Below are 18,761 nucleotides of genomic sequence, written 5' to 3'. Positions count from 1 at the left end.
ATAAATCCCCCACAAATCTGAACATAACTACAGCATCCTTACTGTCCACCAGGCCGCCCCAATGCGAGCGACACGTCGCGTCCGGACGCCTCGCCAGCCGGGTCGGGCTGCCAGCTGGATGCGAGGCGGGACTCTATCAAGCGTGATCGGCGTGTCAACCACCTGAGCCCCAACATCTGGTATACCCACCTCAGGTGATGCCACTACATATAGAAATATCCACGACACAACCTCTGCAATTTCAAGCCTTTAGACCTCCACCCCTGAAGTATTGAGTGAGGGCCGAGCGACACACTCTAAGATACTGATATCAAAGCGAATTTCATCTCTATAGACGATCGTTAATCGATCAATTTACCAGAATCCCGCCTGACGTCTGGACGATCGCCCTGCCGCCCGCCGCCTCCCCCCGGCCGATCGCGCTTGCACCCCTTGCCCTAACAGGGTTCACTGTCGCCCCCCATCGCCAGATGCGGGGTTTCTTTTGACTTCGAAGTTCGGGACGGAGCGTCCATGCGTAAGATCGTCGTGCTCGGGAGTGGATTCGCTGGCTATCACGCCGCGCGCTGCCTGGAAGACGCCTTGCTAAGTCGCAAGCGCGTTCAACTCACCCTGGTCAGCGACCAGAGCTCCTTTGTGTTCAGCCCCCTGCTCTACAACGTGGCCAGCGACGAGCTCGATCCGGGCCATATCACCACGCCCCTGGATGAGGCCTTTGACGCGAGCACCGAGGTGCTCATCGCCCGGGTCGAAGAGCTCGATCTCAAGGGACGTCGGCTGATCACCGACCGCGGCGAAGTCCCCTTTGACTATCTGATCCTGGCGCCGGGAACCTCCCGGGATGATGAGGCCTTCGAGGGCGCCGACCAGGCCCAGACCCCCGACTCGGTTCGGCGAGCGGTGGACATCCGTGACCGCCTGGCCGGCCTCTTTGAGTTTGGCGACCAGGATCCCTGGACCTTTGCCATTGTCGGGGCCAGCACCGACGGCGTGGAGTGGTGCGCGGAGCTGGCCAGCGCCCTGGCCGACGTGCGCGCCAAACACCCCGATACCCCTCCGCCCTCGGCGATCACGCTGATTGAGGCCCGCGATCGCGTCCTGGCCGATCATTCCGAGGCGATGAGCGAGATCGCCACGCGCTACCTTACCCACCTGGGTGTCGACGTGCGCACCGGCCGCCGCGTCCTCCAGCTCGAGCACGGCGAACTCCTCCTCGATGATGGCGAGCGCATTGAGGCGACCCACATCTATCATCTGGCCGGACGGCGCGGGCACCCCTGGGTCACCCGTTCCGGCCTGCCCCTTGATGAACTCGGGCGCGTGGAGGTCGAAGACAATCTCAAGGTGCGCGGCTACCACCGCATCTACGCGGTGGGGGATGTCGCGCAGATGCAGGTCTCCTCACCGCGCAACGCCCAGGTGGCCATGCAGGCCGGCCGCCACGCCGCGCAGAACCTGCTGGCCGATCTGGTCGGCCGCGCGACGCTGCCCTTTCGCTACGAAGATCGCGGGGACTTCGTCACCCTGGGCCGCGCCAACGCCGCGCTCGACCTTTTGGGGCGGGCCTTTGAGGGGCGCGCCGCCTGGCTGGCCTACCGCCTGTACTTCACCGCCTTGATGCCGCGCCCCTTCCAGAAAGCCCTGCTCCTGATGGACTGGATCGCCATGCGGGCCGCGCGTCCGGACTGGGAAGCGCGGCCCCCCGCGCTGCCCGCGGGCGAGCCGGAAGACGAACGCTGAGCCCACAAAAAACGCCCCCGAACTTCGGGGGCGTTTTTTTGTGGCTCTTAACCTGCCGGTCTTTCGACCCGGGGACTTTCCGACCGCTTACTGGCGCATCCGCTCCAGCTCCAGTTTAAGCTGCTCTTCTGCGGAAAGCTCCTCCTCCCCGTCCTCCGAAACTTCCTCGGCCGGCTCGGGGCTGGGAGCAGGTCTGACCTGCTTGACGGGCTTCGCGATCTCGATCGTGCGTCCCGATTCCGCTTCGGGCTCCGGCTCCGGCGCCACTTCGGGCTCCGGCGCCGGCGCCGGCGCCGGCCGAGCGCTCTCACGCTTTGCCGGCACGCGACGCTTTGCCACCGGCTCCGGCGCCTTCTCGGCAACCGCTTCGGGCTCGGCGGCCGGCTCCGCCGGCGCTTCCGCCACGGCCAGCTCCTCGGAAGCCTCTTCGGCCATCGCGGCTTCCTCCTCGCCAGCGGCCTCGGCCTCCTCTCCCTCCACAGGTGCCGGAGATTCGTCGACGGCCGGCTCCGCAGGCGCTGCCGGCGGCTCCTCGGCTTCGACAGCCGGCGCCTCCACCGGGGCACTCTGTGCCGTCGATGACGTCGTGCTTCCGGCCCCGGGACCAGCCACAAAATACCACCCGGCGCCGGCGATACCGCCGAGCAGAATGATCACCGCCAGCAGGAGCCCCACCTTGCCGCCCTCTTTCTCCGGCGTGGGCTCCAGCGCCACGGCGGCTGCGGCGCGCTCCTCCACCTCGGGCTCATTGACCCCGGGCGGAATGGCTGCCACCGGCGTGGCTTCCTGCGGCGACTCCTGCACCGCGGGCTCATCGCCAAAGAGCGAAGCCTCATCAAGGCTCGGGGCTGCCGCCACGGCCGCCTCTTCCTCAAACGATTCCGCCGCGGCGTCGTCCTCTTCCTCCTCGGACAACGCGCTCTCTGCGCCTTCCTCGTCCTCTTCCGCCGACACAGCTTCCAGCGGCGCTTCGGGCTCCACGTCCTCCGCCGGCGCTTCGGCCTCCGGAGCCTCGAACGCCTCATCCGGCGACGCGAAGTCGACCTCAGGTGCAGGCTCAACCTCGGGCAAGGGTGCCGGCGCCGGCGTTAGCTCCACGGCCGCCTCCTCATCCTCCCCGCTCTGAACCTCACCAAAGAGATCCGCAGAATCCTCCATCGAGGTCAGCGTGGCCTCCGCCGGCTCCGAGCCGCCCAGAGGCACCCCATCGCCAATCTCAACCTGGGCCTCAGCCTCGTCCCCCGCCATGCCAAAGAGCGGCGTCCCATCGTGGGGACACACGTCGATGGCTTCTTCGAAATTTCGCCCGCAAGTGGTGCAAAAGCGCATACCCTCTGGCCTCCTCGTCGTGACCCTTTTCGCGCGCTCTACCGCGGAGTGTGGTCGTCCTTTTCCTTCGCAAGGCCCCGCCACCATAACCCATTGTCCAGGTGGCGACAACTTAGCGGTGCACCCCGGAATTCACCAGAGACAACAAGGGCCGAGGGTTGCCCCTCGGCCCTTAAAAGTGCGCTATCGCCCTTCGCTGGCCCCAAAGGGGCCGAAGCGAACTTAGTTGGCGTTGTAGTTCACTTTGTAGTCACGCTGGTGCACCGAGCCCTGCAGCTCGCCGGCGGCACCGGCCGCGGTCAGCTTGCCGCTGACTTTGACGGTGTTGCCGTTGCGCTCACCGGTGGCGTTGATGTCGCCGCCGCGGGAGACTTCACCGCTGAAGGGAATGGCGAACGCCGCGCCTTCGCGGTTGCCGCGCACGGTCCCGGTGACTTTGAAGTCCGGGCGCACCGACATACGAATCGACGCACCGTCGAAGCCGCCGCCACCGAAGTTACCGGTCATCGCGCCGGTCTTGGCGGGCATGGCCTTGGCCGGAGCCTTCTTGGCGGTCTCTTCGCCACCGGCTTCTTCGCCCGCAGCCTCTTCACCGGCTTCGGCAGCACCGGCCTCAGCCAGCGACTCGGCCAGCTCGGCGGTGCACTTTTCCATGCGGGTTTCGAGGGCGGTCTTCACGCTCTCACGCTCCGCCAGCTGCTCCTGAGCAGCGTTGAAGCTCTCTTCGGTGAAGCCGTAGCGCGGGTAGATCTCGTTCTTGATCTCGGTGGCGCGCGCCGGGTCTTCGATCTGCGCGTTCACGCAGGTCACTTCGAAGGCAGCGTTGATGTACATGTCTTCGTTGACTTCGGCGGCCTCTTCTTCAGCAGGCGCTTCCTCTTCCGCTTCTTCGGCGGCTTCCTCTTCGGCCGGGGCCTCGGGAGCGGCTTCTTCGGTCGGGGCGGTCTCTTCGGCGGGCTTGTCGCAACCCGAGAAGATCAGACCAGCACTTGCCAGGGCGACAATCAACAGTTGAATTCCACGCTTCATGAATCTCTCCTTCAATCGAATTTACATCAGGAAACCCGGCGCCCCCTTCAACATCGGGGTCTGCTCCGGAACCGAGCTTGCCGCAACTTTGGTCGCGCCGCGCGAACTCGTGTAAACCAGCTCACCGCAGGAAAAGTCAATACGCGGCCATTGCGGCGCATACTATGCCCCTAAACTTCGGGCTGTCAATTCTAACGGGACCGCCTCCCTTGGCGGGTTCGGGGGGCGCTGCCCACCAAGGCCAGAGCACAACGGTCCCCTCCAATATGAAGGGGACCGTTGTGAGCCTAACGCTTAGCGGGGATTAGCGGCGGCGACGCCGGCTAATCACCATACCCAGCGCGGCCAGCACCAGCCACAGGCCGTTGCCACCGGAGCCCGGCGCCGAGGCGCAGCCCGCGAACACGCTACCGCCGGCGAGTTCGCCATAGGTCACGCTGAACGTGCGCTGCTCTTCGGTGGTGTTGCCGGCCGGATCTTCGGCGCGGACGGTGACCACGTGCTCACCTTCGCCCAGATCGCCGGGCAGCGTCGTCGACCACTGGCCGTCTTCGCCCACCTCGATCGTCTCGACGACTTCGCCGTCGACCTCGATCACGACCACACTGCCGGGCTCAGCCTCACCTTCAACGACCACCGGCTCACCGAACCAGTCGCTGTCGCCCTTGGGAGAAGTCACCTCCAGGGTGGGCGGGGTCAGGTCGACTTCAAAGTCCACCGTCGCCTCAGTCTCCACGCCCTCGTCCTCGGAAATCACCGTCACGGTGTGCTCGCCTTCGCTCAGGTCGTCTTCGGGCACGTAGCTCCACTGACCGTTGGAATCGGCTTCGACCTCGGCAACCTCTTCACCGTCGATGATGATGGTGACGGTGGCGCCGGGGGCCGCGTTACCGCTGAACTCCGGAGTCGCCTCCGAGGTGGGGACATCGGTGCCGGGCTTCACGATCGTGACGTCGGTGGTGGTGGTGTCGACCGTGATCTCCACCTGATCCTGACGGGTGCCCGAGGGCGAATCGGCCTGGACGACCACGTCGTACTCACCGTCTTCCAGCGCCTCTTCCAGGGTGTAGGTCCACTCACCCTCTTCGTCGGCTTCAACCTGGGCGACTTCTTCACCGTCGATCAGCACCACAACGATGGTGCCCGGCTCCGCCGTACCGCTGATGGTAGGCGTGGAGGTGCGCACGGTGCTTTCGTCTTCGGGGGTCTCGATCTGCAGCTCCGCGCTGCCGTCGACCGAGAAGTCCACGATTTCGTCGGTGGTGTTACCGGCGTCGTCGGTGGCGCTGACGATCACTTCGTACACGCCATCTTCCAGCGCTTCGTCGAGTTCAAACTCAAACTCGCCATTTTCGTCGGCGGTGGTCGTACCCACGTGCTCACCGTTGATGACAATATCGATCTGGTTGCCCGGCTCGGCCTGGCCTTCGATCGCGTCCGGCGAGTTGGAGTAGCGCACGTCCTGCTCGGGCAGCGTGACTTCGAGTTCCGGCGCCAGGGTGTCGATCACCAGCGTCACCTCGTCGGTGCTGCTGCCATCGCCAACCACAACGCTGTACTCACCGTCTTCCAGCGGCTCGTCCAGAACGATCGTCCACTCACCATCGGGGTCCACGGTCGCGGTACCCACGACTTCGCCGTCCACGCTCAGCTCCACAACTGCACCCGGCTCGCCGGTCCCTTCGAAGGTCGGCGTGGGGGTGCCCACCGGGAGGCTGGTGTCGGGGCTGATAATGGTCACGACCACGGTGCAGACCTCACCATTGCCGGCATACCCGGGCTCGCAGCCGCACTCGTACGCGCCGTCGGTGTCGGTGCAGGTGGCGTTCTCCGAGCAGGTGTCGGTGCTCTGCGCGCACTCATCCACGTTCTCGCAGGTGCCGTTGGCGAACTCGTAGCCCTCTTCACAGGCGCACTCGTACGCGCCATCGGTGTCGGTGCAGGTGCCCGCGCCACAGACGCCAGCGTTCTCGGTGCACTCATCCACGTTCTCGCAGGTGCCGTTGTTGGACACGTAGCCTTCCGGGCAACCGCAGCTGTAGCCACCGTCGGTGTTGGTGCAGGTGCCCGCGCCACAGGTGGTCGTGTCGGCGCACTCATCCACGTCCACGCAGGTGGTGCCGTCGAACTCGTAGCCCGCGTCACAGGCGCAGCTGTAGTCACCGCCGGTGTTGGAGCAGGTGCCCGCGCCACAGACGCCAGGCGTCTCGGTGCATTCGTCCACGTCCACGCAGGTGGTGCCGTTAAACTCGTAGCCCGCAGGGCACACGCAGCTGTAGCCGCCATCGGTGTTCACGCAGGAGGCGTCACCACAGATGCCGGTCGTCTCGGCGCACTCGTCCACATCCACGCAGCCCGCCGGCACCGCGTCAACCGTGCAGGTACCATCGGCCAGCGCGTTGTTCGGATCGTTGTTGCACAGGGGCGTGCCCGTGTAGCCGGCCGGGCAGCTCGCCGCACCGCCGGCGAAGGCTTCGCCGTCGCACTGCTCAACGCCCGGCTCCACAAAGCCGTCGCCGCACATGCTCACGGTACAGATCGGCGTGCATCCCGCGCCGCCATCGCACTCTTCGCAGGTGTCGATAACGCCGTCGCCGCAGGAGGGCATCGTCCAGCCGGCCACGCGGAACTCAAAGACCCCCGGGGTACCGGTGTTCGTTTGGTTCACCAGATCCAGCACAGCGGCGGTGCCACTGCCCGGGAGCGCCTGTGCGGAGAGTTCATCGCCGGCATCAATGCCGGCCACCGCCGGATGGCCTCCCAGACCTCCCGAACCCCCGCTGTCGTTTGCATCACCCGTGGTCCACTCCAGGCGGTTGTAGCGGAACTCCACATCGAAGGTCTCCGCGTCCGCACACTCCCCTTCGGTGTTTTTCAACACCACCTGAAAGCTGTTGAGCTTGTCGATTTTCTTGTTGTAGTAACCGACATCCTTCCAGGTGATCAGCACCCGGTTATTGGCCGGGTCCTCACAGAAGGTCATGTCGCCCTGGCGCTCCCGGGGAGGAATGGAAATAATCGGAACGCGGAAATCGACGTCCGCGAAATAAGGCGCGATCGTCGGCTGCGAGAGCCCGGGGATGGCATCAGGCGTGTACGCTGCCAACGGATCTTCAAAGGTGATCGTGCCGTTAATGTTCACCCAGGCGTCGGTGAAGCGCACGCCGAGCACATCCATGCCGTTGGGGAAGACCCCGGCAATCGAGACGGACGCCGATCCATCATCCAGGCCACCCTGGACCAAACTGATCAGGCTGTCGCCGTAGCCCCCGCCCGGACACTCCAGCAGCGGCGCGCTTGCCAGCGCCGGAGCGGCAAAGAGCGTAGTCGTTGCCAGCGCGGCTCCGAGAGCCGCGACACGCGATTGAACTTTCATACAAAACCTCGACTTCATTTAAGAAAACAAACTGCATACGCCGCCCCTCGCTCCAGCCCACGGGGGGCGGAGAGAGGGGCGGCAGAGAAATTACTCGTCGTCGGCGATGTGGAACTCGACGCGGCGGTTCTTGCCGCGGCCGGTCGCCGTACCGTTGTCAGCCACCGGACGATCCGGGCCAAAGCCCTGCGCGCTCAGGCGCTCGGCCACGATGCCGCGGTTGATCAGGTAGGTGCGCACCGACTCGGCGCGACGCTGAGACAGGTCAACGTTGCTGGCGCGACGACCCACGTTATCGGTGTGGCCTTCGATGCGCACGGCTTCGACCTGCGGGTTGTTCTCCAGCACCTGCGCGACCTGGTTGAGCAGCTCAAAGGAGCGCTCTTCGATCTCGTCGGAGCCGGTGGCGAAGTACACGATCTCGCTGATCTCGATGCGCTTGGTCTCTTCGTCAATCTTGACCAGCTCGGTCTTCTGGACGCAGGCCGGCACGCCACGGGTCAGGCCACACTCAAAGCCTTCTTCGCAGGTGGTGGTGCTGGGGGCGTACTCACAGCTGCCCTCGGCGCACATCCCGGCGTAGGTGGTCAGGGTGTTGTCTTCGCAGGTCGGCGAGGGGGCGTTGGTGCAGTCGCCATCGACTTCGCACTCGGCCTTGGCCACGCAGGCCGCCTGGCCTTCTTCGTCGGTGCCGCAGACGGTGCCTTCACCACAGGTGGTGGTCGCCTCGCGGTAGGCGCAGGCGCCCTCTTCGCAGGCGGCCACATACGAGGTCAGCTGACCTTCTTCGCAGCTCGCCGCCGGGACATCCGGGCAATCAAGCTCCACGCTGGCCGCGCGGCACTCGGGCTCGGGCTCAGGCTCGGGCTCGGGCTGCGGCTCAGGAGTGGGCTCGGGCTCGGGAGCCGGCTCCAGGAGCGCCGGCGCCCAACCCACACCGGCGAACGCGCGCCAGTCCGGGGTGCCGTAGCCGCTGACCAGACCCAGGCCACCACCGCCCATCACCAGCAGGTTGCCCCACTGATACTTCGCGCCGGCGACCAGTTCGGTCGGCGAGTTGTAGCTCTCCAGGGAGTCGGCCAGGGGGGTGAGCTTGCCGAAGACCTCGGCGGTCGCGCGCAGCTCCGGCGTCACCGGCACTTCCACACCCAGGTTCCAGCCCAGGGTGTCGTCGACGGTGAGGTTCTCGTAGCTCACGCCCGGGCGGTAGAGGTAGCCCAGGTTGGCCGCGATGCGCGGGCCGCCCACGATGGCGTCAAACGCCACGCGCGGACCCACGCGGAAGTCGCCACCCTGGAGGCTCTCTTCGTTGCCGGTGGGGACGAAGACATCGGCCAGCACCGCCAGCGCGACCCCGTTATCCTGGGCGCTCTCGCGGGTGGAGAAGACCTGGACCTTGGGCACCAGGCGGATATCACCCACGCCAAAGCCGCCTTCGCCCGGGGCCTGCTCGCCACCGGGGACGCCGCTGCCGCGCTGCCAGACCACCACCGGCACGTCCACTCCCAACTCAAAGCGATCCAGCAGCGCCAGCGAGAGCAGCAGGTGCGTCGTGGCGTGGTCGGCGACCACGCTGTCGATGCGATCGCCGTCGCTGTTGCGCAGCACCAGGGGATCGTTGCTGTAGTTGAAGAGGAGCGTGGCGGACCAGTCCAGGTGGGCGCCGACATCGGCCGACGAGGTGCTGAACAGGTTGCCCGAGGGGTTGGGCATCGGGTTGAACTGCTGGAGTTCAAATCCCTGCGCAGAGGCGTTGAGCGGGGCAAGCAGCGCGGTTGCGCCGAGCGCGGCTGCCATGGTGACTACAGACTTCTTACTTCCATTCATGTGTGTCTCCCAATGAGTGAGAACTACGACCGGGCACTAAGGCGCCCGTAGGTTTGTAACAAAATCTAAACAATCAACCCTGCTCTCCGGGATTTCGGCGAGGCAGGGCTCCTTCAATCAGCAGCCCCGGGCGGCAAATGCGCCGCCCCGGGCGATGTGGGCGCATCCCTAACGACCCGGACGACGCGAATCAACTCCTTTTTACAGACCCGCGCAAATTTTACCGAAATGGTACAATTCACACCTTCATTCAGCCGCCCCTCCTCGAACCATCCGACGAGAAGCTGTCGAGGCCGCGAAATCCCCGGCCAGGCGCGGGCCCTGACGGGTTTTCAGGTGGTTTCGTCACGCATCAAAAAAGAGCGCGGACCAACGACGCTATGGCACATAGGATAAATCCCTGTACCTCGATCATGACCGCCCCGAATTTTCAATGCTTGAGAGTGTGAGAGCGCCGCCTTTCTCCTCCGGATGAGGTAGCGGATCGGCGTCCACTCACCGGGCGGTCTACACGAGGATCGGCAATGACGCCAGTCCTGATTTCCGGGCCGGGACTTTCGCACCGCGCTCGGCGCCCGACGCCCGACACTCGACACTCGACACCTCCCCCGACGCGCCAGGACAACACCGGAGCCAGCCACGATGCGCCGGAGCGGGCCTTGTTCAAAATGCCCCCGGTGCTCAGCCGCTGATCCCCCCTCCCCGACTGAAAACCCGCGATCGGCCGTTGCGCGCCCCCCTCCCCGACTGAAAACCCGCGATCGGCCGTTGCGCGCCCCCCTCCCCGACTGAAAACCCGCGATCGGCCGTTGCGCGCCCCCCTCCCCGACTGAAAACCCGCGATCGGCCGTTGCGCGCCTCTTTTCACGCGTCAAACTCCGTGATCCGCAGATGATCGCCTCTTTTCACGCTTCAAACTCCGCGATCGGCCGTTGCGCGCCTCTTTTCACGCGTCAAACTCCGCGATCCGCAGATGATCGCCCCTTTTCACACTTCAAGCTCCGCGATCCGCAGGGGCGCCCCCGCCATCGCCCCCCCCTCGCCACGGCTGACGGCCCGGGGGCCGAAAAGGCCGCCGGGGGAATAGGAGCGCCGCATCCTTCTTGTTAGGCTAGTCGGCCGCCCCGGCCCGGCGCTCCCGGCGCCTGCCCCGGGTGGTCTCGTTGTCCAGATTCGCTTACTACGCCGTGAGCAGCAGCTGACGCCACGGCGTCATACCTCTCCCCCCCGAACTCTCCACCGCTGAGCCTTCCTATGCATGTTGTCATCGTGGGCAATGGCGTCGCCGGCACCGAGGCGGCGCTGGCCATTCGCCGACGCCTGGACCCCTCGCGAGCGCGCATCACCCTCATCAGCGAAGAGCACCCCTACTTCTTTTCGCGTACCGCCCTGATGTACGCCTACATGGAGCGGATGCAACGCCGCGATCTCGAGCCCTACGAGCGCGGGGTCTGGGCGCGCCAGCAGATTGAGCGCATCCAAAACCGCGTGGTCGATATCGACGCCGATGCCCACACGCTGACGCTGGGCTCCGGGGCCACCCTGAGCTACGACCGCCTCCTGCTGGCCGTGGGGGCGCGCCCCCGCATGGTCCCCTTTAAGGGGCTGGAGCAGGTGAAAGACGGGCTGGTGAACTTTGTCTCGATGCAGGACCTCGACGCCTGCGAGCGCCTGACCTGGTCCACCGACCAGGCCGTCGTCATCGGCGGCGGTCTCATCGGCGTCGAGCTCGCCGAGAGCTTTGTGCACCACAAAATCCAGGTGAGCTTCGTGGTGCGCGAGCCCTACTTCTGGCCGGCGGCCCTGGCCGAGGAGGAGGGGCAGCTGATCAGCGAGGAGATCCGCCGCCACGGCATCGAACTCATCCTGGAGCGCGAGGTCGAGCGCATCGACACCGACGCCCGGGGCCGGGTCAGCGCGGTGCATTTAAGCGATGAGCGCCGCCTGGACTGCCAGATGCTCGGGGTAGCCATCGGGGTGACCCCCAACGTCGAGTGGCTGCGCGAGGTCAAAACGGCGCCGGCGCTGGCCCGGGGCATCTGCGTGGACCGCAGCTTTCGCACCTCGCTGCCCGATGTGTTTGCCGCCGGCGACTGCGCCGAAATCGACCGTGGCGAGGACCAGCCTCCCCTGCTGGAGACCATCTGGTACTCGGCCAAACTCCAGGGCCAGCTGGCCGCGGCCGCCATCCTGGGCGATGCGATACGCTACGAGCCGCCGATCTTCTACAACAGCTCCAAATTCTTCGGCATCGAGTACACCACCGTGGGCCAGTGCGTGAACCTGGCCCCGGGCACCCGCTCGCTCTACCGCAAGCACCCCACGCGCCCGATCACCCAGCGCATCATCTTTGATGAGGAGCGGGTGCTGGGCTTTAGCATGCTGGGCTCGCGCTGGGATCACACCCTGCTGACGCAGTGGATCGCCGAGCGCCGCCCGCTGGATTATGTGCGCGAGCATCTGGGCCGCGCCCAGTTCGACGTGGAGTTTGGCCGCGTCGAACTGTCGACGTTTCAGGAAGAGGAGCGCACGCTGTGAGACAGAAAGGAACCCTGGGCTGGCTCAAACACGACCTGACCCACCGCGGGCCCACCGCCTGGCTTTTGACCGTGGGGCTCTTTGCCTTCTACTTCATCCTCTACTACGGGGGGCGCACCCTGGCCGGGGTGCCCGTCCCGGATCTCTTCACCCCCCTGGCACAGCTGCTGCATCTGCCCAGCAAGTGGACCTTCTACGGGCTGCTCTACACCCTGGCGGTGACCCTGGGCGGGGGGTACGTCATCTACAAGTACCGCCATAACCGCTACCAGGTGGTGCGCACCTCGGTGGTGATTTTTGTGCAGGCCACCCTGGCCTTCTCGGTACCCTGGGTGCTCTCGATCTTTGAGCAACCCGAGTACTACTTCAGCTACCTGTGGCCGCTGAAGATCGAGTACTTCTACCCCTCGACGATCCTGTCGATGCCCCTGCCCTTTATCCTCTTCAGCCTGCTGGGCTCGCTGATTCTGGTCCCGCTGCTGGGGATCTTTTTTGGCAAGCGCTGGTACTGCTCCTGGGTCTGCGGCTGCGGGGGCCTGGCCAACACCGCCGGGGAGCCCTTTCGACACCTCTCCAACAAATCCACCCGGGCCTGGAACTTTGAGAAGTGGTCGATCCACATCACGCTCTTTCTGGCGCTGGTGACCACCGCCCTGGTGATCGCCTCCTGGGGGGTGGGAGAGAACTATCCGGCCTTTGCCGAACGCACCGCCAGCCTGCGCTCGCTCTACGGGTTTGTGGTCGTGACGCTGCTCTCCGGGATCATCGGCGTGGCGCTCTACCCGGTGGGCGGCACCCGGGTCTGGTGCCGCTACTTCTGCCCGATGGCCGCCATTTTGGGCCTGGTGCAAAAATTCGGGCGCTACCGCATCCGCGTCAAAGACAACATGTGCATCAGCTGCGGGATGTGCTCGACCTACTGCGAGATGGGCATCGATGTGCGCGCCTACGCCCAACGCAACCAGGACTTTGTGCGGGCCAGCTGCGTGGGCTGCGGGATCTGCGCCGAGGTCTGCCCCCGCGGCGTGCTGCGCCTGGAGAACCGCTGGCGGCGCGATCCCCAGGAGCTCTCCATGGACGCCCTGCTCAACGAGAGCTACCGCGACTGAGCATCCCGCGACACGGAACCGGGAGTCACCCCCAGACCGGGACTCCCGGTCATTTTTTACCCCCACATTTCAACCACTTAAAATGACCGGGAGTCACCCCCAGACCGGGACTCCCGGTCATTTTTTACCCCCACATTTCAACCACTTANTCCCCGAGAATCGTACATGGACCGCCGTCGGAAGCGTTTCTTCCCCGAGAATCGTACATGGACCGCCGTCGGAAGCGTTTCTTGCCCCCCTCCCCTGCGCGTCCTTCGTCGCCGAGCTTGAGAAGTACAGCGAGACCTCCGGGTGCCTGGAGCCAAACGCCTTGCCGGAGCGCGCCATAAACGCTTGCAGATCCGCGGTGGTGGCACCCTCCAGGCCCGTGGCGTCGAAGTAATAATAGACCATATGAAAACCATCGACGCGGGCGGCCTCCACGACTGCCACCCGACCGTCAGCCAACTCGATGGTGCGGGGAGCTTTGTCGGTGGCGAGCTCGCGGGTGCCGCCGGTGGGGTCATCGGCGTCGGTGGGGTCGTCGGCGTCGGTGGGGCGGTTGCTGCGGTCGGGGGTAATTTTTACCTCACTACCCGCTTTCATCCGCCACCTGAGGGTAATTTTTACCTCCAGGGGCGAATTCTACGTCCCCCGTTCGCCTCTCGCTCTTGATAGACCCGACTTCTATTTTTGCTAGTCTTGGCTGACGCCTTAGACGCATCCTGATCGTATCGCGGTAATTTTGGCCATATACGATCCAGGACTAATCCGTTAAGCTAGATGAATCATATCATCGACAGGGGCGAGTGCAGGTTATCTCAAGTCCTAACCCTTACGTTATCCGCTTACCCTTACCGATAAACCTTATTCACATAATACACACAAAGAACTACAAAACAGTCAATAAGGCCACCCGAAATGAATGCATTCGAGCCAGTAAAAATACTCTACACAGGAGACCTTCACCTGGGCCGCCGGCCCAGCCGAATCCCCTCCTCACGACGCGGACTAAGCGTAGCGACAATCTGGGAAGCTATCGTACAGGCCGCAATTGACCATCGTGTGGATCTCGTGGCGCTCACGGGCGACGTTGTCGACCGGGAGAACCGTTATTACGAAGCCATAGGACCGCTCGAGTGTGGGCTGAAGCGCCTTCGGGAAGCCAACATTGCAACCTACGCCGTATCAGGCAACCACGACTTTGATGTTCTCTCAAAGCTCCACAGGGTACTCGGCGACAGTCATTTTCACCTTTTGGGCAAAGAGGGCACCTGGGAATCAGCGCTTTTCGAGCGCCAGGGCCAGCCTGTACTGCAGCTCATCGGCTGGTCCTACCCCACACAGCATGTGAAGCGCTCTCCCCTGGCTGCTCTTCCCGACCTGCAAAGCGATCTACCGACGGTGGGCCTGCTTCACGCTGACCTCGATCAGCCCACAAGCTCCTACGCGCCGGTGACCACCTCGGAGCTCGCACAGCATCCCGTCGCCGCCTGGCTCCTCGGGCATATCCACGCCCCTCAGGAGCACCGTACCCCCTCAAATGGCCTGATTCTCTACCCCGGCTCGCCTCAACCCCTTCACCCTGGCGAACCCGGAGCCCATGGCCCTTGGCTGGTAGAAGTCGGTGCGAGCGAAGCGGTCCAGGCCACGCACCTCCCCCTGGCCTCCCTGCGCTATCGCCCCCTTCGAATCGATCTCACCACCGTGCAAAGCGAGGACGACTTTAAACACGTCGTCCCATCGAAGATTCGCGAGGATCTTCAAAGCCTTGTCGCGCAGCAGAACACACTAAAACACGTCGTCTATCGCATCACGCTGGAGGGCCGCACCAAACTTCACCGCAGTCTCGACTCACTTTACCGGAGCCTGCAGACCGATCTGGAGCTCTCCTATCAGAGAGCTCATGCGTCCATCGACACTGTGTTTATCAACACAACCCCCGAACTTGACCTTAACATACTGGCCCGCGGGAACGACCCACCAGGCGTTCTGGCCAGCCTGATTCTCGACCTACAAAAGGGGGTTATCGACGCATCCCGAAAATCTCTCTTCAACGAGCTGCGTAGAACGCTAGAAAAGGCCCACAAAGCAAGCGCGTTCTCCCCCCTTCTTGCCGACCAACAGACCCGGGATTTCATCAAGGATGACGCCATCACCCAGATGATCATCGCCCAGGGTTTGTCGCTCCTTGATGCCCTGCACGCTCAGAAAATCCAGGAGGATCTGTGATGCTCAGCAACGACGTGCGCTTTGAAAAAGTGGAGGTCCGACGGGCCGCTGCGTTTCGCCCCCCCGGCTTTCAGGTCGACAGCCTGGCTGAAGGCATCAACATCATCTTTGGCCCGAATGCCTCCGGAAAAACCACCCTGGCCCGCTCCGTTGAAACCCTCCTCTGGCCCGATAAGCCGGCGTTAGAAAACGCCGAGCTGGTCGCTAGGCTCAGCTACCGCGGAGAGCAGTGGCATGTGGAAGTCCAGGGGGCTCGCTCGACCCGGCAACGCGACGGAATCCCCGCTCAAGACGCTCTTCCCCTACCGCCCTCCTCGGCGAGGGACCGCTACTACCTCTGCCTCCATGAGCTTTTGGAGGCGGATAACCGCTCCTTCGCCGAAACGATCATGAGGGAGTCGGTCGGCGGATACGACGTCCCGAAGGCCGCAAATTCCCTCGGCTTTACTGAACCCAACATTCGCAGTGACAGTCTGACGAAGGCCGCCAAAAACACCAAAACCGCCTGGCATGACGCCCGCCAAAAACAGGAGGAGCTCAGCCATGAAGAGTCTCGTCTTGAAGAATTGACCAGGAAGCTCGAAGAGCACGACGATAAGCTCAAACGAAAGTCCCTCCTCGAACACGCCCTTCGTTATCACGCCACACGTCAGGCATTTCAGGCTGCCAAAGCAAAGCTGGAGGACTTCCCTCCGGCGATGCACAAGCTGCGCGGCGATGAGAAAGATCGACTCCAGGATCTTCGCACCCGGCGCTCTAACGCCGCGCGCAAACGCGATGAAGCGCAGGCCATCATCAACGACTCTAAGAAAGAGATCGATGCCAGCCCCATCCCCATAACAGGCCTCCCGGAGTCGCTGTTTGATACGCAAGCTCGCCGTATTAACGATCTCAAAAGGCTTGAGGAACTCCAGCTCTCGCTCCATCGCGAGTTTGACTCGGCTCAGAAGCGCCGGGACGCAAGCCTGGCGCTTATTGGCGAAGGAAACGCTCTATCAGACCCGGGCACGATCGATGCCCGGGCGATTCGAGAGATTCACAACCTGGCGTTAGAGGCCGATAAAGTCCGAGGAGGCCTGCAGGCCATGCGGGCACTTCAGGACATCCTCGATGGCCAAGACACGCACACCTCCGCGGAGCGCGTCCTGCAGGCCCTTCGTTACCTCCAACAATGGTTGCGAAGCCCCGGCCCCGTGGCCTCCACGGCACCTGAAGCCCCCTCCCGGAAAAGCGCGCGTCGTGTCGTTCTTATCTGCGCGCTCCTGATCGCGGCTCTTGGCTTCACCCTTGTGTTTTTGCTTCATGTCGCCTGGTGTGCGCTCCTGCTCATCGCAGGTGCATTGGGATGGGTATTCTGGGCCTCCGCGCCCACGCCCCTGGCTGGCGCTGAAAATCGCCGTGCGATGTTTCGACAGGAATACGAAAAACTCGATATCACGCCCCCCCGCACCTGGAACGAAGACGCCGTCGATGAGCGCATTCGCGAGTTGGAGGAATCCCACGCCCGGGCCGTCCTATCCGACTTGAAGTCGGCGCGATGGAAGAGCGAACAGCGCGAGTTTGACGAGCTCAAGGCCCGCGAGCAGAAGCTCGAACACGCCTGCCAGGCACTGGCCGACACGCTGGGACTCTCGCTCCAGGAGCCCTTAAAACGAGAGCCGGCAGATCTCTTCTGGCTTATCAAACACCTTCAGGAATGGCAGGCAGCCTGTGCCGACGTTCTGGCAAAAGATGCCGAGTTGACCACCGCTGCTGACCAGGCGAGCGCACTTCGACTAGAGATTCACGATGCGCTACGACCTTTTGGTGTTTTGTCTGTTGATGGCTCGGCACACGCGCACGCCGAACTTGAGACCCTCAAACGCCAGCACTCAAACCTCCGGTCTTTGCTCGAAGAAGTGCACAGAGCCGAGAAGGACGTTGCTGCCGCTGACCAGGAATTGCGCGAATGTGACGAGGCTCTCGAAGCGCTTTTCCTGAGACTGGATCTCGCTATCGACGATGACCACGGTCTTATGACCCTGTGCCGTCAACTTTCGTCGTTTGAAGAGAACTCCAGCGATGCACGCGACAAAGCGTCGACCTTTGAGTACGAAAAGGGCCGTCTCGTAGCGCATCAGGGGTTCACAGAAGAGCTGATTGAGGCATCAGATAGCTCCCTCTCCAACGAGTTAAACAAGATCGAGGAAAAGCTCGCACAGCGGGATTATTTGCTCCAAGAACGACAGGATATTGAAACCAGGATTGGAGCGGCCAAAAAATCCCACGATGTCCTGGATAAGCGGGGAGCTTACGAGGATGCCTTACACACTCTGAGTTCCAAGAGGGAGAAGACTTACGCGCAGCTCATCGGCCATCATCTCGCCGACTTTCTGCGTGAGGAGACCCGAGATCGCGATCGCCCTTTGGTGTTCCATCGCGCCAATCAGCTCTTCTCGGAGATCACCCGTGGGCGCTACCGTCTGGTCATTGAAGGCGGTGATTCGCCCCAGTTTCGCGCGTTTGACGAGGTCCGGGAGATTGGGCAGAACTTGAACGAGCTCTCCAGCGGCACGCGCGTGCAGCTTCTTCTGGCCGTGCGCGTGGCCTTTGTCGAACACCAGGAACGCGGCGCCAGACTCCCCCTGATTCTCGATGAAACGCTTGCCAACAGCGATGATCTGCGGGCCGAGGCGATCATGGAAGCCATTGAGCGCATCAGCGTCTCCGGCCGCCAGATCTTCTACCTCACAGCTCAGCACGACGAAGTCGCCAAATGGCGACTTCGCCTTGAAAGATCCACGGTCAGCTCTCGCTTCATTGAACTCGGAAGCTCAGAAGGGAACGCCAATTACCGAGATATCTACGACGATACGAGCCTGCCTCCGGCACCGGTCATGGTTCCGCCACCGCAGGGCCTCTCGCACGCCGAATATGGCCTTCGCCTGAAGGTTCCCCGGCGTCTTAACCCCCATGACCCGGCAGGAGCCGTCCATCTCTGGTTTCTCATCGAGAATACAACGGTCTTGCACAGCGTCTTGGAGCGAGGCATCACGTACTGGGGAGCGTTGAAGAGCCTTCAAGAGCAAGGCGAACTCTCTATAAACTCGCTGACGCCCCAATTGCTGGCACGCATTCAGGCGGGACAACGCGCACTCGAAACCTTTACCGATGCGTGGTTGGTGGGGCGAGGAAAACCGGTGACACGTGCCGATCTGGAGGCTTCGGGGGCGGTGAGCGGTGCCTTTATCGACGAGGTCAGCGAGAGATGTGAAGAGCTTAACGGCGACGCCCGGGCCTTACTTGATCTCCTGGAGCGCGGCGATGTGGCCCGCTTTCGGGCCAACAAGATATCAGATCTCGAAGAGTTTCTTGCAGACAGGGGGTTTCTCGATCCCCGAAAGCCATTGTCCAGAGAGGAGCTCTGGCTAAGGGTCATCGGGAGTGTGTCATCCGAGCTTGATTCAGGCGTTGTGGACGACGCGTACCTCCGAAGACTCATTGCCCGTGCGACGGGTCGGGACATCAACGCATCTAAAGACCTCCCCCTGGCAGAGTACCACGGCTAAAGAAGGAGCATCGGCGCATAGGGTGTTGTTCCGGACTATCTGGGGGGATTTTAC

The 18,761-nt window shown here is 63.3% G+C and carries 9 protein-coding genes; 5 read left to right on the top strand and 4 right to left on the bottom strand.

Features of this window, described 5'->3' with window-relative positions; genetic code table 11:
- Positions 1 to 513 precede the first annotated feature (513 nt).
- A complete protein-coding gene (locus DL240_RS14810) occupies positions 514 to 1,740 on the top strand; it encodes an NAD(P)/FAD-dependent oxidoreductase (protein WP_111730674.1) in 1,227 nt (408 codons plus the stop codon).
- 87 nt (positions 1,741 to 1,827) lie between these two features.
- Here DL240_RS14810 and DL240_RS14805 read toward each other — a convergent pair whose 3' ends face one another.
- The 4 genes from DL240_RS14805 to DL240_RS14790 form a co-directional block, all read right to left on the bottom strand.
- Complete coding sequence (locus DL240_RS14805; protein ID WP_111730673.1) at positions 1,828 to 3,069, bottom strand: hypothetical protein; 1,242 nt, start codon at positions 3,067 to 3,069, stop codon at positions 1,828 to 1,830.
- A gap of 222 nt (positions 3,070 to 3,291) precedes the next feature.
- Positions 3,292 to 4,098, bottom strand: a complete 807-nt coding sequence (locus tag DL240_RS20310; RefSeq protein ID WP_199589831.1) for a hypothetical protein — start codon at positions 4,096 to 4,098, stop codon at positions 3,292 to 3,294.
- A gap of 304 nt (positions 4,099 to 4,402) precedes the next feature.
- Entirely contained in the window at positions 4,403 to 7,474 is a 3,072-nt protein-coding gene (locus DL240_RS14795) for an Ig-like domain-containing protein (RefSeq protein ID WP_158542602.1), read from the bottom strand.
- Between the two features lie 90 nt (positions 7,475 to 7,564).
- On the bottom strand, positions 7,565 to 9,301 hold the full coding sequence (locus tag DL240_RS14790) for an OmpA family protein (protein WP_111730671.1): 1,737 nt from the start codon (positions 9,299 to 9,301) through the stop codon (positions 7,565 to 7,567).
- 1,254 nt (positions 9,302 to 10,555) lie between these two features.
- On the opposite strand from DL240_RS14790, the gene DL240_RS14785 reads away from it, so the two are divergent.
- From DL240_RS14785 to DL240_RS14765, 4 genes are all read left to right on the top strand, one after another.
- The gene (locus DL240_RS14785) at positions 10,556 to 11,839 is read left to right on the top strand and encodes an NAD(P)/FAD-dependent oxidoreductase (protein WP_111730670.1); all 1,284 of its coding nucleotides are present in this window, start codon (positions 10,556 to 10,558) and stop codon (positions 11,837 to 11,839) included.
- Positions 11,836 to 12,948: a 4Fe-4S binding protein gene (locus DL240_RS14780; RefSeq protein ID WP_111730669.1), complete on the top strand. Its 1,113-nt coding sequence runs from the start codon at positions 11,836 to 11,838 to the stop codon at positions 12,946 to 12,948. The genes DL240_RS14785 and DL240_RS14780 overlap by 4 nt, the downstream gene beginning before the upstream one ends.
- A gap of 900 nt (positions 12,949 to 13,848) precedes the next feature.
- Positions 13,849 to 15,159 carry a metallophosphoesterase family protein gene (locus tag DL240_RS14770; protein ID WP_111730667.1) on the top strand — a complete coding sequence of 437 codons (1,311 nt, stop codon included), beginning with the start codon at positions 13,849 to 13,851 and terminating at the stop codon, positions 15,157 to 15,159.
- Positions 15,159 to 18,707 (top strand): hypothetical protein, encoded by a 3,549-nt coding sequence (locus DL240_RS14765; RefSeq protein ID WP_111730666.1) that lies wholly within the window; start codon positions 15,159 to 15,161, stop codon positions 18,705 to 18,707. The genes DL240_RS14770 and DL240_RS14765 overlap by 1 nt, the downstream gene beginning before the upstream one ends.
- The last annotated feature ends 54 nt before the right edge of the window (positions 18,708 to 18,761 follow it).

The sequence above is a fragment of the Lujinxingia litoralis genome (assembly GCF_003260125.1).
In the GTDB taxonomy this organism is placed as follows: Bacteria; Myxococcota_A; Bradymonadia; order Bradymonadales; family Bradymonadaceae; genus Lujinxingia; species Lujinxingia litoralis.
The sequence above is the reverse complement of the archived record's forward strand: the minus strand, read 5'-3'. Positions and strand labels throughout refer to the sequence as shown.